The following is an 18,799-nucleotide window of genomic DNA, read 5'->3' as shown; positions in this document are numbered from 1 at the left end:
GCTCACCGCTTATCGGTCTTGGGCGTTTGAACCTTCACATCCTCTTCGGTTCCCCAGTTAGGCTCTGGCACATACATCGTGAAGGCGGTTATGGGGGTCAGCTCGCGTTTGACTCCGTCGATACTGGCGGTTCCCGTGCCTTGCATGGTGAACGCGCCAATGCCCTTGAAGTCGACGCGCACATCGCGTAGCACTGCCCGCACCGAGTCGTACTTGCCCTCGATGCGCACGGTGCCCTGTCCCATGTAGACCTTCAGTCGCTCGCTCAGCGGGGGCTTGATGCGCACGCCGCGCGGCAGCTCTTTCACTTCTTGGAAGCCCTCGATCTGTACCTTGCCTTGCACGGTGTTGATGACGAGGTAGCCGCGCCCGCGAAAGACCAGCGCGCCCTCGCCCCGCGAGAAAAAGTTGATTTGCCTGCCCTCGGCGATGAAAACGCCAGGCTTCGGCGGTTCAGGCTTCTGGGTTTTTTGTTGCGCCTGCTCTCGTTTCGGCGGCTCCTGCTTAGGAGCGTTTGATTGTTGTGCAGTCCCTCCGACCAGCACAGCGAACGCCGTAATCAGCGCGATCAGTTTTCTCATGGCGGATAACTCCGTGCGTTATTATACCAATCGCAAGGGCAGAGTTTACAATTGCCCCCCCTCCTTTAGGTTCCCCCCGCTGACGCGAGGGGAACCAAGCCCATCGGTTCCCCCTGCTCGCAGGGGGAACCTTAAGGAGGGGGTCTTCAATCTCGCTTGTTTTCATAAACTTTGCCCACGCGATTGGTATTATACCCTGCCTCGTGGAAGTGGATGTTCGATTCGCTTGGTGGAATCCCCCGTGCGTAAACACACCTCGCCACACACGCTCTTTCCGCCGTCTATGGCGACGATGTGTCGTAAACAAGCGAGGGGCGCGTTGGCGCGCCCTCTCACTCGTTACTGTCCTGCTTGCTCCGCTGCTCTGCCGCCGCCGCGCTGGTCCTTGGGCTTTACAGGACCTTCGTAGTAATAGCCACCTTCGGACTTCTCATCCGACTCCCGAGGTCCGCAGCCCACAGCCAGCCCTGCAATCATACAGAGCGCGGCCAAGTATAGCCACCAGCGTCGCATCGTGCTACTCCGCCGTGTAAGTGTAGTACTTCATGACCACGACGGGCTGCCCACCGCAGTTTGTGTCCAGGTAGTAGCGCTCGGAGTTGCGCGGGATGAACTTGGAGTGCCCATCCAAGAAGGTGAAGTTGCTCCCGTCTTGGTGGATGTAGCGGCTCTCACAGCCAATCGAGGTCCAGACCACCAGGCCACCGACATTCGAGAGCGCACTAATTCCATCACCTGTCAGGATGGTCTCCGCGGGACGGCGGATTTGAGCCAAGTAGACCACGACATTGCGCGTCGGGTCTGGGCGGCTTAGGAAAGACCCTGGGAAGTAATAGCACGGATCCTGGCGTGTCCCCGCGCACCTCCCGAGTTGCCGCGCCTCGCAGTGGTCTCGCCCGTAAGTCGCAGGCGCCATGTGGAAGACCGACGCATAGTAAGCATAGGCTTCGATCAAGTTGTTTATCGCGGGGCGATAGAAAGTCGGCACATCGTTGGGGTAGCAGTCAGGCTCTGCCGCGGCGCGCAGGTAGCGGTCTCCCGACCACGAAGGGCAGGCGTACAGCCCTTTCGGACGCGCACCCTCAATGTATAGCTGCCCTGCAGGCGGGCGGTTCACTTCGGTTTTGGTGTACGGCTGCAGCTGACCCACCCAGAAGCGCTCCCAGAGCGGTTGCCCGACATACGCGCCTCCAGAGATGTACCACGGCACAATCGCCTCGTCGTAGTCCTGCGCATACATCTGAATCGCAGTCCCCGTCTGGCGACTGTTGGAAAGACACTGGGTCTTGCGCGCGCTCTCGCGCGCCTGCGCAAACACAGGGAACAGAATCGCCGCTAAAATGGCGATAATCGCAATGACAACTAACAGCTCAATCAGCGTAAAGCCTCGACGGTTCCTCATAGATGAGCCTCCTCTGTGAAAGTATGACCTTCATTATACCCCAAATTCCCCAGTTGTCAAGGGCTGCCGATGCTCCTTATGGGAAATCTGGGGCGATTCTCATCTGCTCTTCATCCTGCGCCGATACATCGCGCTGTGCGTCTTGCGCGCGGCGGCGACCATCTCTGGGTACGGCGCGTCCGTAATCGTCACGAAACCGATGTTGTAGTTCTCGCCGTCCAGCGCACGCCCTGTGAGGGGCTGATCCATGTATTGGAACCAGTGGCAGCCCACAAACAGCGGGTGGTCTAACACGCTGTTGACATAGGTCTCGTACAGGCGGGCGCGTTCGCGCTGGTTCGGCGCGGCGACCAGCCCCGTGTGGAACATCCCTCGATCGAGCGCGCCGAAGTGGAACTCGCCGATAATCACGGGCTTGTCCAGCGGCACGAGGAAGCTGTACGCGCCGTGATCGAGTTTGGGCGCGTAGATGTTGAAGCTCAGCACCTCGCACAGCTCGGCGGCAGCGATAACGGCGTCCAGCGAGTACCATGCGAATCGGCAGCCCAAGTAGAGGTGGTTCGGCGCGAGTTCGCGCAGGATGGCGCGGATGGTCTGAAAGTATTGGCGTGCGAAGGCACGCACGAACGCGCTAAAGTCCTGCTGGCGGGCGCGCGTGGCGGCGGGCGGGAGCGACACAGGCGGGCGCAGCGCGTCCCAGCTGGGGTAGTTTGCGCCCCACGCCTCGTTGAGCCGTTCAATCGCGCCGTACTTGGCGCGCAGCTGCTCCAGAAAGGCGCGTTTGGCGGGCGATTCGTCGGCGTGCAGGCTCAACGCGCCGTATGCCAGCCCGTAGCGTCCGCCGTCCTCGCCCTGCCCTGCCCAGCTCAGCTCGTTGTCCACGAAAAAGCCGAGGCACCACGGGTCGTCCTTGACGCGCTGGGCGACGGGTTCAATCCCTGCGCGGGCGTTGACGGCGAACTGCGGGTCGAACGGGTCGTGCATCTTGCCCCAGTAGTCGCTGCCGCTGGGCACGCGCTTATGCTCGCCCCACACGCCCGCCGTTGCCACATACGGGATGCGCCCGTTGCGATGCCACTCCCACAGCGACCAGTTCGCGATGGTGTTGAACCCCCACGAGCGCAGGCGTCTAAGGGTCTGCTCGCGCCACTGGGCGGGGTAGTCCGCGCCGTACTTGCGCTCCAAGTTCGCCGCGTAGAAGTTGAAGGTCTTGCCCTCCTTGAGGGGACCCATCAGCGCGGTCGCGTGCCCGTAGTGTTTGGCGAGCGGGTCGCCCTCGCGCGGCAGCCAGCGGAACATATATTCGCGCCCCGTGATGAAGGTCGCGTCGCCGTAGTTGACGCAGTTGAAGCCTGTCGAGAAGAAGAGCCTGCCGTTGGGCGCGACGAGCCACCAGCGGTCGCCGACTTTCTCGGTACGGAAGTAGCCTGTGGCTTTCAGTTGCGGTCCCGTTCTCCACGCGCCGTACTCGTCGAAGTCTTCGGGGGCGGGCAGGCGTTCCAGCTCGCGCAGTTCCAGCGTGCGCGTGCGGCGCAGGTGGCTCAGGCTGCGGATCTTGCCCTGCCAGGTGTCGCGGGCGTATTGCCCGAACTCGTCGACGATGCCCTCCAGCGACTCGTCGCCTTCGAGCAGGCGGATGTTGTCGACGATCAGCGTGCGGGGCTTGTTGCCGCGCCACAGAAAGATTTGGAACGCAACGATATGCTCCAGTCGGATATTGCCCGCGTTGACGACGCCGATTCGCGTGAGGTCTTTGCCGAGTGGGGGTAGCCCGCGCATGCCGTAGTCCATCGGGTTGCGCCCCAGCGGGAACACGAACCGCATGCGCGTGCGTGGCTGGATTGTATAGGTTCCTTGGCGGCAGTGGTGTACGCCGTCAGCGCGCGGGTCATCGTCCACGCGCACGCCGAACTGCACAGGCTCGCGCATCGGGTTATACAGATCGAACGCCAGCCCCGCGTAGCCGCGCCAGTCCCACGGGCTGGGCGCGCGGAACATCAGGTTCGGCCAGTCGCGGTCGGGTAGGTACTCCACCTGCAGGGCGCGTTTGCCGTGCGTTGCGCCGCGCGCAGTCAGGCGCAGGCGCGTATGGTTCGCCGTCGCCGCCGCCAACTCGCCCTCATGTTCGAAGGAGAACAGAAGCCTCATCACGGGCTTCAGGTTCGTGCAAGGGTGTAGGATTCCTCTGTCTTAGAACCCCAGCGGCAGCCCGCCGCCGAGACTGCGAATTAGTTCCGTGCCCTGCGCGCCGATGGCGAAATACTTGCGGATGCCGTACTGCTCGCACACGCGGGTCAGCTCCTCGTCGGCGCGGGCGAACCGCGCGTCCAACTCGCTTTGCACAGAACCCAACATGCTCGTCAGCCCGCTCAGGTCGTTCTCAATGAGGCTCTTTTCAATCTGCGAGATGCTCGTGACATACTCGCTTAGCCCTGCGAAGTAGGCGTCGGCGAGCGTCTGGCACTCTGGCGGCGGGGGCACGCTCTTGAAGTATCGGATGAGTTCCGCCCATTCGCGTTGGCGTTGTTGGTAGCTCTGGCGCAGTTTCTCGCGTTCGCGCTCGTAGTCCGCCTCTGCCTTGTCGAAATCGCCTTGTGCGACACCGCTCAACGCCGCGGCGCGCGCGACCATCGCCTGCACCAGCATGCTCATCACAGGGGCGACATTGCGCTCCATCCGACGGCGCTGCTCTTCGGTACGGCGCAGATGCTCCAGCCAGTCCACCACATGCTTAGGCGGTGGCTTGGGCGATTCCGCCTCCAGCACGCTGGGGGCTTCTATCTTGGGCGGCTGCGCCTCCAGCACACTGGGCGCTTCCACTTTCGGTGCTTGGGCTTCCAGCACGCTGGGCGCTTCGAGCTTTTGCACCTTCGCGCGTGTGATCAGCCCCGACTGCGTGCCCACCACGAATGCGATTGCCATCAGCAGTAGCACGCCGACGCCGATTGCCCACCACTTCGCTTTAGACGCGCTGCGCGTAGCAGACGCGCCAGCAGGCGCAGCCGCCGTGCCACTAAGTGGACGCCCACACCCCGCACAAAACCGCGCGTTCTCAGGAATCGTCGCCCCGCAATAAGTGCATTTCATCGTCTTGTTCCCCTGTCACTTTAGAGTATACCTGTGCGAAAAAGTTCCACTATGCGTCGCCCTCCAGCAGCCACTCGCGGCTGAAGCGCGCCCACTTGATGGCGCTGCGCTTGGGTCTGCCCTGCTCGTCGCGGGGGAGGTCGTCGCGCTCCAGCGCGTAGCTGTAGGTCACATGAACCGTCCCGTCGCGCGCCTGAATCGCGCAAGGATAGGCGTAGCGTCCACGCCCTGGTGCGTCGCGTTCCAAGTAGCGGGCGACGCGCCATGTGCGCCCCTCGTCTTCCGAGAGCCAGACGGCAAGTTGATGGCGTCCCTGCTCGGTATCGTTGCCGATAAGCAGCCACTCGCCTGTGCGCAAGGCGAGCGCGGCGACGCTGGAACCAGGGTTGGGCAGGTCGGTCTTCTCGGCTTCTGTCCAGGTCTCGCCGTTGTCGCGCGAGTAGGCGACGAACACGCGATTGGGGGGCGGTCCATTGTCGCGCATGTAGGCGACGAGCGTGCCGTCGCGTCGGCGCATCAGGCTGGGCTGCACCGCGCCCGCGCCGAGAATTGGGCTACTGACGCGCCACTGCTCGCCCGAATCGTCGCTGATAGCCACCAGCGAGAAGCTGAACCCGTCGGAGTAGAGGGGCAAGTAAATGCGCTCGCCCTCAATCAGCGGGGGGATGCGCGTCATCCAGCCGAGCCGGCGCGAGAGTTCGTCGCGGGCGTGCTGGCGCACCGTCTGCAGGTAGACCTCCAGGCGCGGGCGCAGCGCGGCGGGCAGCGACGCGCCTTGCGCCTCCAGCCGCTTCAGCCAGCTCTCTACCTGCTCTATGAACCGCGCGTCGGGCGAGATATGCAACACCTCGCCGAATGTCCAGCGCGGCGCAAGCGCACGCTGGTAATCTGTACTAATCCGATACTTCAGCAGCGAGCCTTCCCAGCGGTGGTTCAGCACCGTAATCCATACCAGCCACAGCCGTCGCCGCGCGTCAATAAACAGCACGGGATTGCAGTCGGGGTAGTCAGGCGTATCCGCCATCACAAACGGCTGGCTCCAGCGGGTTGCGCCCCTACGCCGCCGCGCGCCCAAGATTCGCACATCGTCCGCCGTGCGCTCCCCTGATCCACTGAACCAGCACGCCAGCAGGTCGCCGTTCGGGCACTCCACAAGGCTGGAGGCGTGATTGTGCCAGCCATCGAGCGGGAAAATCAGTTGCGTCTCGAACACGGCACGCGATTCGCGCCCGTAGGCAATCCTCCTGCAGGTACACTATCGGCGTTATGCGAGTCGGAGTCGTCGGTTGTGGGAACATTAGCCCCGTGTATCTGCGCGTCGCGCAGCGGTTCCCTGAGATTGAGGTGGTAGCCGTTGCCGATGTGCGCTCGGAGTTAGCTCAGGAGCGCGCTGAGCAGTTCGGCATTCCGCAAGTGCTGGAAGTGGACGCGCTGCTCAATCACCCCGATATCGAAGTGGTGCTGAACCTCACGCCTCCTAAGGCGCACGCGCCCATCAACAAGGCGGCGCTGGAGGCGGGCAAGCATGTCTACTGCGAGAAGCCGTTCGCTGTCAGCCGCGCGGAGGCACTCGAGGTGCTGACGCTGGCGCAGCAGAAGGGGCTCTACATCGGCTGTGCACCCGACACCGTGCTGGGCGCGGGCATCCAGACCTGCTTGCAGCTCATCCGCGAGGGCGCGATTGGCGAACCTGTCGGCGCAAGCGCGTTCATGCTCTGCCCTGGGCACGAACATTGGCACCCGAACCCGGAGTTTTTCTACCAGGTCGGCGGCGGACCGATGCTCGATATGGGTCCGTACTACATCACGGCACTGGTCACGCTGCTGGGCGCGGCGCGGCGCGTGGCAGGGATGAGCCGCATCACGCGCCCCATACGCACCATCACCAGCGAACCCAAGCGGGGACAGCAGATTACAGTGGAGACGCCGACGCACATCACAGGCGCGATCGAATTCGAAAACGGCGCGATTGCAACAGTGATTATGTCGTTCGATGTGTGGGCGCACCGGCTTCCTTGCATCGAGATTTACGGCACGGAGGGCACGCTTGGCGTACCTGACCCGAACGGGTTTGGCGGTCCCGTGTTATTGCGCAGGGCGGGCGAGTCGGAATGGCGCGAGATGCCGCTTACCCACCCCTACGCAGAGCAGTACCGCAGTCTGGGGCTGGCGGAGATGATTCGCGCGATTCAGGAAGGGCGTCCGAACCGCCTGAACGGGCAGTTGGCGTCCCATGTGCTGGACATTATGCTCACCTTCAACGACTCGTCCGTGTCGGGGGCGCACCTCACGGTAGAGAGCGCCTGTACCCCGCCTGCGCCGATGCCTATAGAGGGGCTTTAGCGTTCCGCACTCGCGGGGCAGGTCTTGTGCCTGCCCCGCAAGCGTAAACGGGAGGCTACGGCACGGGCTGCGCCGCCACGACACGCTCGAACACAAACGCGCCGTCGCGGTAGTCCACGCGCACGGTGTCGCCGTCCGCAAACTCGCGGGCAAGCAGTCGCTGCGCCAGCGGGTTTAGCACCTCGCGCTCGATCGTCCGACGCAACGGGCGCGCCCCCAACTGCGGGTCGTAGCCCCGAACCGCCAGTTCCTGCTTCGCCTCCTCGGTCAGCTCCAGCGTAATCTTGCGCTCGTCCAGACGCTTCTGGATGTAGCGCAGCTGCAAGTCCACGATGCGCTTGATCTGCAGGATGTCCAACGGGTTGAACATGATGATCTCGTCGATGCGGTTCAGGAACTCTGGGCGGAAGTGCGCCCGTACCGCTTGCATAATCTGCTCGCGGATTTCGTCCTTGTTGAACTCGGTCATCTCCTGATACAGCACCGAGCCGATGTTGCTGGTCATTATCACCAGCGTGTTGCGGAAGTCAACCGTATGCCCTTGTCCGTCGGTGAGGCGTCCGTCATCCAGCAGTTGCAGCAGCACATTGAAGACCTCTGGGTGCGCCTTCTCGACCTCATCGAACAGGATGACGCTGTAGGGGCGTCGGCGGATGGCTTCGGTGAGCTGCCCGCCCTCTTCGTAGCCGACATAGCCTGGCGGCGCGCCGATCAGCCGCGCAACCGAGTGCCGCTCCATATACTCGCTCATGTCGATGCGCACCAGGTTGCGCTCGTCATCGAACAGGAACTCGGCGAGCGCCTTGGCTAACTCGGTCTTGCCGACGCCTGTCGGACCGAGGAAGATGAACGAGCCGATGGGTCGGTTGGGGTCGGATAGCCCCGCGCGCGAGCGGCGGATGGCGTTCGCAACCGCCGTAATCGCCTCGTCCTGCCCGACTACGCGCTGGTGCAGGCGTTCCTCGATGTGCAGCAGTTTCTCGCTCTCGGTCTCCTTGAGCCGCTGCACGGGGATGCCCGTCCACTTGGCGACCACTTCGGCGATGTCGTCAGCGTCTACTTCCTCCTTGAGAAGCTGCATTTCCTGTTGCACTTGGGCGAGTTGCTCCTGCAGGTTCTGGAGTTGCTTTTGCAGGTCAAGCAGCACGCCGTAGCGCAGTTCGGCGGCGCGCGCGAAATCGCCTGCGCGCTCGGCTTGCTGCTCTTCGAAGCGGGTCTGCTCGATGCGCTCTTTGGTCTCGCGGATACGGGTAATCAGCTCCTTCTCGCGTTGCCAGTGAGCGACCAGTCGGCTCTTTTCCTCGTTGAGGGCAGCCAGTTCGCGTTCCAGCCGCGCGATTTGCTCTTTGGCTTGCGGGTTTTCTTCCTCGCGGCGCAGCGCCTCGCGCTCAATCTCCAGTTGGCGGATCTTGCGGTCAATCTCGTCGATTTCGGTAGGCATGGAGTCGATCTCCATGCGCAGTTTCGCGGCAGCTTCGTCGATGAGGTCGATTGCTTTGTCGGGCAGGAATCGCTCGGTGATGTAGCGGCTGGAGAGTTTGGCGGCGGCGACAATCGCGCTGTCGCTGATGCGCACGCCGTGATGCACTTCGTAGCGCTCCTTCAGCCCGCGCAGGATGGCAATCGTATCTTCGATGCTCGGCTCGCCGACATAGACGGGCTGGAATCGGCGCTCAAGGGCGGGGTCTTTCTCGATATGCTTGCGGTACTCATCAAGGGTGGTCGCGCCGATGGTGCGCAGTTCGCCGCGCGCCAGCAGCGGCTTGAGCATATTCGCGGCGTCCATCGCGCCTTCCGCCGCGCCCGCGCCCACCAGCGTGTGAATCTCGTCGATGAACAGGATAACCTGTCCCTCCGCGCTGGTGACCTCCTTCAGCACAGCTTTAAGGCGCTCCTCGAACTCACCGCGATATTTTGCGCCTGCAATCAGCGCGCCGAGGTCTAATTGCACGATGCGCTTGTCCTTGAGCGTGTCGGGCACATCGCCCGTGGCAATCCGTTGCGCCAGCCCCTCTACGATGGCGGTCTTGCCGACGCCTGGCTCGCCGATTAGCACGGGGTTGTTCTTCGTGCGGCGGGATAGCACATGAATCACGCGCCGAATCTCCTCGTCGCGCCCAATCACGGGGTCGAGCTTGCCCTGTCGCGCCAGCAGAGTGAGGTCGCGCCCGTACTTTTCGAGTGCCTGATACTTCTCTTCGGGGTTCTGGTCGGTGATGCGCTGCCCGCCGCGAATGTCTTGTAGGGCGCGCAGGATGGCGTCGCGCGTGACGCCTTGCATGCGCAGGGCGCGTCCCGCCTCGCCCGCCGTGTCCGCCGCCAGCCCCAGCAGCAGGTGTTCCGTGCTGACATACTCGTCCTTGAGGCGCATCGCCTCGTCGAAGGCGGTATCCAGCGCGGTTTTTAGCCGCTGCGTAATCTGCGCGCCGACGGTGGACGCGCCCGACACCTGCGGGCGTCGCTGCAGGTCTTGCTCCATCGCGCTCTCAATCGTGCGGGGCAACGCGCCCAGTTTCTGCAGCAGCGACGGCACCACGCCCCCCTCCTGCCGCAACAACGCCAGCAGTAAGTGTTCGCAATCGATCGCAGGATGGCGGTACTGCTCCGAGAAGCGTTGCGCCTCGTACAGGGCTTCCTGCGCCTTAATCGTCAGCTTGTCAAACCGCATCGTCGTCCCTCCAAGTTGAGTGTTGTATTATCAAGTCGCTTGATACGCACTCTATAATACCCGATTCCCGCGCGGGGAGTTCCCCGCGCCTATAGCTTACTCCCACAAAAGTACGGACCGCAAAGCGGCTGCTCGTGGGTGTAGACCACCGTCCAGCGGCAGTCTTTGAGAGGAGTCAGGTACAAATCCACTGCTCCAGGCTCGAAATCACGGAGCACTTGCGCTTGGCAGACGAACGCAGGCAGGTCGCAAGTCTCGAAAAAGAGGGCGATAGGCTCCTTGTCGTCCTTGAGCAGCTGGTGAAGCGGCGGCAGTGGCTCTGTGCACTGAAGCGCGTCCCAGTCAAAGACTGCGACAAACCTACTGCCGCACCCCCTGCATCGATGGCGCCAGCGTGGGGGAATACGCGGAGGTAGGAAGCGCTGCCGCCAGCGCGCACGCAGCGCAACCGTTTCTGCCTCAGAGAGCGGGTCTATAGGTAACCGGTGACGGCGCAGGAACACCACTGCCTCCGCCAGTGAGCCGATGAACCCGAAATTTCGTGTTGACCCCACCTTACGGTTGCTGCCGGCTACTATCAAGAACGCGGGTTCGCAAGTCGCAGCGGCTTGGGCAATCAGGTCATAGCTTTTGAGCGTCCGCTTGCTGACGGGCAACCCATCGACGCAAAGACCCTTGTCGATGACGCCCACTGTTTGCCCTTGACACTGATGCGACCACTGGCAGGCTCGCTTGATAGCCTCGGCGTCGTCTTCCGCTTTCACAAAGAGCAGCACGACTGCGCCCTTTCTGCCTGGCGCAATCGCGTTGTCTGGCTTCCAGTTGACCGCTATCAGAACCCATCTGACCTGCCGCCAATCGTCCAGGTCGTAGGTCTGTTGCGTAGCCCCTGCAGACAAGCCATTCCGTGCATCCCACATCGTTCAAGCACGCCGCAATTCTACCTGACACAGAGTGGAGAAGGTATAATTCGCTTAGCGATGCCGATTATTGAGACCGTAGAGCAACTGGCGGAGTTTTTGGAGCAGAACGAGGAGTGGCGACGCAGGATCTATAGCATCCTCGTGCCGCGCGAACTGGCGCGCCTACCTGCGGAGTTCGACGAGTTCCGCACGGAGGTGCGCCGCGAGTTTGAATCCGTGCGCACGGAGATGCGCGAGGGCTTCGAGCAACTCCGTGCCGAGATGCGGGAGAACAGCGAGCGAATGGAACGGAAAATCCAAAGGAACACCGACGACATCGCTGAACTCAAGGGGATTTCACTGGAGCAGTATTACCGATTTGACCAACCGTTGCGGGAGGCGTAGCGAATGCGCACGGATTATATCCCCCAAGTGCTGCGCCTGTTGCAGGAGACCTACGCACGCCAGCAGGAGACCTTACAGACGGCGGCGACTTGGATTGCCGACGCGCTGGCAAGCGACGGCGTGCTGTATGTGTTCGGCGCGTCGCACGCAGGGATTATCACGGAAGAACTCACCTACCGCGCGGGTGGGCTGGTTCCTGTCAGCCCGATTTTCGTTCCGGGCTTGACCTGCGATGTGCGCCCGTTGCCGCTGACCTCCGCGCTGGAGCGCATCGACGGCTACGCGCTGGCAGCGGTGAAGCACATCCCGATTGGTGCAGGCGATGTGGTATTAGTGCATTCGGTGTCGGGGCGCAACGCCGCGCCTGTGGAGGTCGCGCTCTACGCCAAACAGCAAGGTGCGAAGGTGATTGCGCTCACCTCGCTGGACTACTCGCGGTCGGTCGCGCCGCGCTCTGGCACGGGCTATCGGCTGTTCGAGGTCGCCGACTTGGTGATTGACAACGGCGCGCCGCGCGGGGACGCCATCGTGCAACTAGAGGGCTTCCCGCAGCCTGTTGCGCCCGTTTCGACGGTGCTGGGCGCAGCGTTGGTGAACGCAATCGTCGCCGAAGTGTGCGCCATCCTGCTGGAACGCGGCATCACGCCCCCCGTCTTTATGTCCGCCAATCTCGACGGCGGCGACGCCCACAACGCGCGCCTGATGGAACGCTATCGGGGGAGGGTGTTGTATCTGTAGTCAGAAGCCGAATACACGATATACGCACTCCAGAACACAAGTTTGGTCGGCGTCTGTTATGCATCCCGATTACACCTGCGTCTAAGCGCGTTGCCGCGGCAAAGATATTCCGTCGTCGTCTAACCCTGCCGTTCGAAGGCAACCCTACACAATTTACTTGCCCTGCCGTTCTCGCTTCGAGTAGCTGAGCGGATCCGAAAACAGGTCGGCGTCTGCTACCTTTTCCAGACGCCCGCTCGGCAAGTGCAAGCGCCAGAGCGAGCGCGCCATCGTTGCGCTATTTTCCAAAAGTAAGAAATAGACATGGTTGTTTTTAGTGTCCGCACGCAAGCAGTCTACACGACCGCGAAATGATGTTCGCTGACTCTTTTGTCCGCTGCCCAACTCGACAGTCCAGACCTCACGCCAGTACTGATTGCCACCAGGAGCAACAATAGCGATTTGGTTCAAAGCAGGTAGCCAGACCGCTTCTGTACCTTCCGCAATTTTCCTACCCTTGATTTGCCCCTGTTGCAGCAAAGGGCGACTCTGCAACAGCCAAATCTCAGGCTCTTTTCCTCCTGCCGTGTCCGTTATAGGTCGGGCAGCCAGCGCGTGTTCACCCGATGGCGAAAAGCAAAAGACGTACCAATCCCCCCAACGCACGGGGAAATTTTGGAGGCGCTGGCGAGTTGTATCAACGGTGTGGTATCGCGCGGCGTACCAGTCCCAAACACTGCCGCCCATGCTGTAGGTAGTCAGTCGGGGTGTCCGCGCAAAGAGAATCGTAGACTTGTCGGGCAGAAAGCTCACAAATAGGTCCGCAACTCGTTCGCCATGAGTCAGTTGCTCGACCTTCCTATCGCGCAGGGTAATCGTGAACAGGTTCCAGCTACCCTTTGGGTTAGATGCTTCACGGCGCGCTTCAAAGACAACCGCGTCGCCGTTGGGCGTGAAGCGCGGATTCTTCTCCAACCAAGGCGAATTGGTGAGCCTCTGAACCTTCCGCGTCGATAGGTCGTACAGGTAGAGATCTGTACCGCCATCGCCTTTGGCTGTGAACACGATTAGATTAAGTTTAGGCTCTATATCGAAGCTAATGTCTCTCATCGCTTAGCCTCCTCAGGGGATGAGACATCCCCGAAGAATTGCAATCGCTAAAGCTTTTATGAGTATATCTCGCTGACCACGACAGAGAGCTGGATTTGGACTCCTGTTACAGTTTGTATTGAACAGGCAGTTGAAGAGATCTACATCGCATCGCAAACAACCGCAGAAGCTTAATCGGTGCATCGATGGGCGGGAAAACAGGCGGGTCGGGGAACAGCACTGGAGGCACTTCTTCACACTCTCCACCCTCACAACCCCCATACCCCAGCGGCGGGCAGGCAGCCGTTTGCGTAGGCACAACCACTGGGCAGACGCACGACCGCGCAAGCGCGTTCTGCACTGCCAGCCCGTTGCTGTCCATCGGATAGTACGCGCTCGGCTCGCCACTCGCCGTCATCATCAGCAACTCACCGCCTGAATATAGTTTATTTTTTGACCTTGAAATCCGAGATAAGCTCTCTAACAAGTTGTTCTGCTTGCTCAATTTGCTTGGGGAAAAACTCAAAGGTATACAGCTGACTGTCTATAACGGTTATTATCGCTATGCCCATAAGCTCCTTGCCGCTCAAATTAAGCTCTATAGGAAAGATAGGAGTAGAGCTACTGAATTTACCCTCAATCATAAAGTCCACGCGATACGAAGCAACTGTACCAGGTATGTTCATCGGTCGCACCTGCAAATACAGATTGACATATTCACCTTGGCTTTCATCTAAGTCTAAGCCTTCGCAAAAACTTGTCTCCGCCTCAACCAATACACGATCCCACTCTTCAAGTACACTATCTATGGCACGCTTCGCAGGCAATCCTTCAGGTATGTCGTATCGCAATATTTTACCTATCTCTTCAGCAGATGCCCCGTGAAGAACCTCTCTGCCGACCAGTACATACCTGCGTCCTTGTTCATATACAATAATGCGAACGTCCGACTTTTTCCCGTCTTGTTCCCAGAACGTTCTCTCTTGAGCGATTCCTAAAAACAAGCCTATCCAGAAAAGAACCGACAGCCATATAACCTTCATCCTTTTCACCTCCTAGCGTAAATTGGGCTTATTTGAGCTTGGGTTTCTCGGGCTTGGGCAATTTGGGATGCTTCTTGCGCATATCGTCGTCGCACGAGTCATATTGCTTAATACCTGTATCCACACTCTTATTCCATTCGTCTTCCTTTTGAGTAGGGAGCGTTGGAAAAGGTTTCTTGAACTGAGCGTGGCAAGATGCAATACAACCAAAAAGTGCATTTCCAGCCTTTGAAATGCATAGCATATACAGCGTGTAGCAAATCGATGGCATAGTTGAATTCAAACAGTCTATATACTCTTGATTACAGTCTTTCATCAAGTCTTCACCCATCTCCGTACAAGCATCTAAGCACTCCTGGAAGGGATCTTTCTTTGGAGCAGGCTTTGGGGGCTTTGGAGCAGGCTTTGGGGGCTTTGGGTTTTGCTGGGTTGTTTGCAGAAATAACGCATAGGTAGGTAAATAGCCCCCACACTGATCCGATAATAGCACCCCGTCATCTTGTCTTAGATACTCTGGTCCAGGCTTGAGCAAACCAGCAGGAATATACACTGTATGCACCTCTACGCCAAACTGATCCTGACAATACATCCAGCCGCCGCCTGCGGTCCAGTCTGCCAACCAGTGCCCAGACAGCCACACATAATGCCCGAAAGTTCCCTCCACGTGGGTGTAAGCAATCACCGTCGGCGTCCTCAAGTAATCCTCCACGCTCGCCCAACTCCCGCCGTTCATCGGTCGGTTATACACCCGCATCGGCACACCGCCACAACCAATCCCACACACATACCGATACTCCTGCTCGTTCTGCATATCTCGTCTGTCCCGCTTCCACACACGCGCACCGTCGCTATTATACCCATACTCATACGCTGCCTGCACACCACCAGCCCCGTAATCGCGCTCTATCTTCACCAAACGACCCTCCTCATCATACCCAAACACACGCGCATAACCATTCGGCTGTTCCCAACGCGCCAAAGTGCCCTCAGGGTTCCACACAAAACTGTTCACCTCGCCCGTCCACTCATCCTGCACCGACGCCAACCGACCCGACACAGGGTCATACGCATACACATCCCGATGCGCCCCGTGCAACATATCGTTGCGCTCCACAGTATGCCGACTGCCGTCCAGATGATACTCATAAGACCGACTGTACCACACCTGACCCTCGCGCACTTCGCTCTCTAATCTACCCACAGGCGTGTAGGCATAAACCGTCTTATCGCCATTCGGATACTCCACACTCGTCTCCACGCGACCCAGCAAATCATAAACATACTCGTACCCAACCAGCAGACTATCATTCGTCGCACGCTTGTGCTCCACCCTCCACACAAAGCCCACCTGCGACGGATTATCCGCGCCGTAGTAAGTATACGCTACATAACTGCCGTTCGGATAGTCCTCCCGCTGCAACCGACCTGTGCCTGTCTCATAATGATACACCACCGCGCCCCGATAGTCACCCACCGTCTTCAGCCGACCCAGACCATCGAACGATTCAGAAGCCCGATTCGATGGGTCATAACCGAAAAATTCCACGAATTTCGCCCGCAAATCGGGCAGATACCCGCGCATGGTGCTGGCTTTGACCCCCAACTGCTGCGCCGCCTCCTCCCACGAGTAGCCCGCCAAGCGCAACTCTACGGCGGCGCGCAGGCACGGCGGCAGGCTCGCCAGGAACCGCTCGCCGTCGATGTCTCCCTGCACCTGCGGGGCGATGTCTACGCAGGCGACGCCTTCGGGCAGCGTCTCCAGCGCGAGGCAGAGGTGGCGCTGGGCATAGCGGTGGGCGTCGCAAGCGAGGGCGCGGAGTTTTTGGTAGCACCAGCGCAGGGCGTGGGCGGGTTCGGGGTGTTGCCACGGGTAGCGGCGGTGGTGGTCGTAGAAGGCGATTAGGCAGGTATGTGCGAGGTCGTCGGCAGACTGTGGGCAGGCGGTCAGTCGTTGTGCCTGCCGCTGCAGGTATTGCAGCCACTCCGTTTCGCGCCATTCCGAGAGAGGACGCTTCGTTGCGTCGGGCATCAGCGTTTTCCCCTATGGCAGGGTTCGAGGCGAGGATGGGGATTCCTGCTGGTTTCGCGCTGGATTTCCGTGAGTTTGGGACGCGCCTCTGCCCACCTCTGAAGAGCGCTACTAACATCCCGTCCGACGGGTATCTTTATAGGCATGGACGGCGAGCTGGTGTGGAAAGGCAATATGCTGTTTGAGGGCGCGTGCGACATTACGGGGCACAAGGTGCTGTTCGACGCGCACCCCCATTCAGGCGGCAACGACATCGCCGCCACGCCGATGGAACACTTGCTGCTGGCGATTGCAGCGTGCACGGCGATGGATGTCGTCACGATTTTGCGGAAGATGAAGCAGGAGCTGACCGCCTACCGCATCGAGATTCACGGCGAGCGACACCCCGAACACCCCCGCCGACTCACAGAGGTGACGATTACGCATTACCTGCAGGGCAACAACTTAGACCCGAAGGCGGTGGAGAAGGCAGTTCAGCTCTCGGACGAGAAATACTGTTCGGCGTCGGCGACGCTACGCATGCCGACGGAAGTGCGCACGGAGTTCGTGATCGAATGATGGGCGTGCGTTCGGACGACTGGCTCTACCGCACAGGCTGGGTGCTGGTGCGGGGCTTTGCGCGATTGGTGTGGCGGCTGGAGGTGCAGGGCGCGTCGAATGTGCCGCTGGAGGGTGGCGTGATTATCGCGCCGAACCACCTGAGCCTGCTGGATCCGCCGCTGATTGGTTGCGCCTGCCCGCGCGAGCTGCGGTATCTCGCAAAAGCCGAGCTGTTCCGCAACAGGCTATTCGCGCGGTTCATTCGTCGGCTGGGCGCGTTTCCTGTGGAGCGCGGCACGGCAGATGTGGGGGCGATTAAGACCGCGCTGCAGTTCCTGAAAGATGGGCGCGCGGTGATTATTTTTATCGAGGGCACGCGCGGCACGGGCGAGTGTCTGCTTCCGCCCACGCCAGGCGTGACGCTGCTTGCGCGTCAGTCAGGCGCGCCTGTGGTGCCGACGGCAATTGTCGGGAGTGAGCAGGCATGGCCGAAAGGCTCGAAGCTCCCCCACCGCGCGCAGGTCAAGGTCGCTTTCGGGACACCCGTGCGCTACCAGGAGCTGTTTGGCGCGCGCACCGACCGCGAGGCGCGCGACGCCTTCAGCGAACTGATTATGGAGCGGATTGAAGCGCTAACCCATCAGTTGGGGCGTCCGCTTCCGCGCCTGCGCCAGGGAGCGGGATCGCCAGCCAGCCCGACCGATCCAGCTCCGCCCCGTACAGTTTGACCCGTGCCAGCAGGTAGGCGCGTTCGGCGTTGGAAAGCGGGCGGTGCGGGAGCCAGATATGGAGCGTGCTGCCCTCCTTTCGCGCCGCCAGTCGACGATTGGGGTACCGCCAGCGTGTGTCGCTCCAGTTGCCCTGCGCGTCGACGCTCAGCAGCGTCAGCTCCAGTTGGTACGGTGCGCGGAACGGCTGGCGCGTTTCGAGGCTCACGCGCATGCCTTCGCGTCCCGCCTGTACCTGCACGCTGGCTAAATCAGCGCGCGGCTGCAGGTGTATCGCAGGGTTGTCGTCGGTAGGCAGGGTGTAGCGTGCGCGGGGCGGCGGCGCAGGCGCGAACAGCTCGTTGCGTCGCACGAAACTACTCAAAAAGCGTGCCATAATCGCGTATTGCGACTCGTGGGCACGGATTGCCTCGCGCTTGCGCTGGAGCGCGGCGTCGTCCAGCCAGAACGCTTGCCACGACTCGCTTGTTAGCCCCAGCGGCGGGGTCAAGGGACGGTCGGGATGCATGCCCTGCGGCAGCGGCCAATCCCCGAAGTGGACGAGGTAGTAGTAAAGCGCAGGTGGGCGTATCTCGCCTGCGTGGACGGCTTGCGCAATCGCTTCCCGTGCAAGCAGGGCGGCGGCGGCGTGGTCTTCGTGGTCGTCCAGCGGATGGGTGGTGAACACGCGCGTCGGCTGGAACTCGGCGATGACGCGACGCAGGTCGGCAATCAACGCGGGGGCAAGATACGGCGCGTTCGGCGACTGTGTGTCGTCATACGGCACGGCGCGGGCGCGCGTTGTGCCCGACTCTTGCACACGGTTCGGGCGAACGGTCATCGGCAGCAGCCCGCGGTCGGGGTAGCCCAAAAACACGGCGTCTTCAGGAGGGAGACCGAGCGTCTCCAGTCCGCGCCGCACCTCTTGCATCCGCAGCCGCCCCAACTGCAGGCATTCGTCTGGGTCAGGCGCAGTACGCGCGGTGAGCGCGGCGGCGACGGTGAACGCATCCCCAGAAGTAAGGTACACCACGCGCACAGGTATCCCCTGCGCTGCCGCCGTCGCCATCAGCCCCCCACAGCCCAGCACCTCGTCGTCGGGATGCGGCGCGACAATCAGCAAGCGGTCGTCGGGGCGCAGCGCAGGGAAGGGATGGTGTCGGTGCGCTTCTTGCGAGAGGCTGGCGCGGTGCGTCGCCGCCACAAATAGCAACGCGCTTAGCCCGACATACGAGCCAAGCCCGCCTACGAGCGCGAGCGCAATCCGAACTGTCCAGCGTTTCACA

General features: G+C 61.1%; 16 protein-coding genes. 5 read left to right on the top strand and 11 right to left on the bottom strand.

All coding sequences use genetic code 11. From position 1 onward, the window contains the following. Positions 1-2: 2 nt before the first annotated feature. The 5 genes from NW848_RS04460 to NW848_RS04440 form a co-directional block, all read right to left on the bottom strand. Entirely contained in the window at positions 3-581 is a 579-nt protein-coding gene (locus NW848_RS04460) for a hypothetical protein (protein WP_414510505.1), read from the bottom strand. A gap of 517 nt (positions 582-1,098) precedes the next feature. Beyond that, positions 1,099-1,983, bottom strand: a complete 885-nt coding sequence (locus NW848_RS04455; RefSeq protein ID WP_414510504.1) for a prepilin-type N-terminal cleavage/methylation domain-containing protein — start codon at positions 1,981-1,983, stop codon at positions 1,099-1,101. 99 nt (positions 1,984-2,082) lie between these two features. Continuing rightward, positions 2,083-4,131, bottom strand: coding sequence for a beta-galactosidase (locus NW848_RS04450; RefSeq protein WP_414510838.1), 2,049 nt, complete (start codon positions 4,129-4,131; stop codon positions 2,083-2,085). A gap of 42 nt (positions 4,132-4,173) precedes the next feature. Next, positions 4,174-5,070 carry a zinc-ribbon domain-containing protein gene (locus NW848_RS04445; protein ID WP_414510503.1) on the bottom strand — a complete coding sequence of 299 codons (897 nt, stop codon included), beginning with the start codon at positions 5,068-5,070 and terminating at the stop codon, positions 4,174-4,176. 49 nt (positions 5,071-5,119) lie between these two features. Then, positions 5,120-6,283, bottom strand: coding sequence for a sialidase family protein (locus tag NW848_RS04440; protein ID WP_414510502.1), 1,164 nt, complete (start codon positions 6,281-6,283; stop codon positions 5,120-5,122). Between the two features lie 53 nt (positions 6,284-6,336). Here NW848_RS04440 and NW848_RS04435 point away from each other — a divergent pair, with 53 nt between their 5' ends. Beyond that, the gene (locus tag NW848_RS04435) at positions 6,337-7,413 is read left to right on the top strand and encodes a Gfo/Idh/MocA family protein (RefSeq protein WP_414510501.1); all 1,077 of its coding nucleotides are present in this window, start codon (positions 6,337-6,339) and stop codon (positions 7,411-7,413) included. A gap of 55 nt (positions 7,414-7,468) precedes the next feature. Here the strand turns inward: NW848_RS04435 and clpB are convergent, their stop codons facing one another. Then, a complete protein-coding gene (clpB, locus tag NW848_RS04430; protein ID WP_414510500.1) occupies positions 7,469-10,081 on the bottom strand; it encodes an ATP-dependent chaperone ClpB in 2,613 nt (870 codons plus the stop codon). An 89-nt stretch (positions 10,082-10,170) separates the two neighbouring features. Further along, entirely contained in the window at positions 10,171-11,001 is an 831-nt protein-coding gene (locus NW848_RS04425) for a hypothetical protein (RefSeq protein ID WP_414510499.1), read from the bottom strand. A 60-nt stretch (positions 11,002-11,061) separates the two neighbouring features. On the opposite strand from NW848_RS04425, the gene NW848_RS04420 reads away from it, so the two are divergent. Next, positions 11,062-11,388, top strand: coding sequence for a hypothetical protein (locus NW848_RS04420; protein WP_414510498.1), 327 nt, complete (start codon positions 11,062-11,064; stop codon positions 11,386-11,388). Positions 11,389-11,391: 3 nt separating this feature from the next. Next, on the top strand, positions 11,392-12,126 hold the full coding sequence (locus NW848_RS04415; RefSeq protein WP_414510497.1) for a sugar isomerase domain-containing protein: 735 nt from the start codon (positions 11,392-11,394) through the stop codon (positions 12,124-12,126). A gap of 153 nt (positions 12,127-12,279) precedes the next feature. Here NW848_RS04415 and NW848_RS04410 read toward each other — a convergent pair whose 3' ends face one another. The 3 genes from NW848_RS04410 to NW848_RS04400 all read right to left on the bottom strand — a co-directional run bounded on the left by NW848_RS04410 (position 12,280) and on the right by NW848_RS04400 (position 16,266). Further along, the gene (locus tag NW848_RS04410) at positions 12,280-13,215 is read right to left on the bottom strand and encodes a TolB family protein (protein WP_414510496.1); all 936 of its coding nucleotides are present in this window, start codon (positions 13,213-13,215) and stop codon (positions 12,280-12,282) included. A 425-nt stretch (positions 13,216-13,640) separates the two neighbouring features. Then, the gene (locus NW848_RS04405) at positions 13,641-14,237 is read right to left on the bottom strand and encodes a hypothetical protein (RefSeq protein WP_414510495.1); all 597 of its coding nucleotides are present in this window, start codon (positions 14,235-14,237) and stop codon (positions 13,641-13,643) included. Positions 14,238-14,265: 28 nt separating this feature from the next. Further along, positions 14,266-16,266 carry a sigma factor-like helix-turn-helix DNA-binding protein gene (locus NW848_RS04400; protein ID WP_414510494.1) on the bottom strand — a complete coding sequence of 667 codons (2,001 nt, stop codon included), beginning with the start codon at positions 16,264-16,266 and terminating at the stop codon, positions 14,266-14,268. A 144-nt stretch (positions 16,267-16,410) separates the two neighbouring features. Here NW848_RS04400 and NW848_RS04395 point away from each other — a divergent pair, with 144 nt between their 5' ends. Together NW848_RS04395 and NW848_RS04390 are read left to right on the top strand one after the other, a co-directional pair. Further along, positions 16,411-16,824, top strand: a complete 414-nt coding sequence (locus NW848_RS04395; RefSeq protein ID WP_414510493.1) for an OsmC family protein — start codon at positions 16,411-16,413, stop codon at positions 16,822-16,824. Beyond that, a complete protein-coding gene (locus NW848_RS04390) occupies positions 16,821-17,534 on the top strand; it encodes a lysophospholipid acyltransferase family protein (protein WP_414510492.1) in 714 nt (237 codons plus the stop codon). Before NW848_RS04395 ends, NW848_RS04390 begins: the two co-directional genes overlap by 4 nt. Here the strand turns inward: NW848_RS04390 and NW848_RS04385 are convergent. Continuing rightward, on the bottom strand, positions 17,419-18,798 hold the full coding sequence (locus NW848_RS04385) for a PIG-L deacetylase family protein (RefSeq protein WP_414510491.1): 1,380 nt from the start codon (positions 18,796-18,798) through the stop codon (positions 17,419-17,421). The two genes, NW848_RS04390 and NW848_RS04385, sit on opposite strands and share 116 nt — an antisense overlap. Between the last annotated feature and the right edge of the window lies 1 nt (position 18,799).

The organism is Synechococcus sp. RC10A2, from assembly GCF_047502605.1.
Note: the sequence above shows the minus strand (reverse complement) of the source record. Positions and strands in the feature narration are given on the sequence as shown.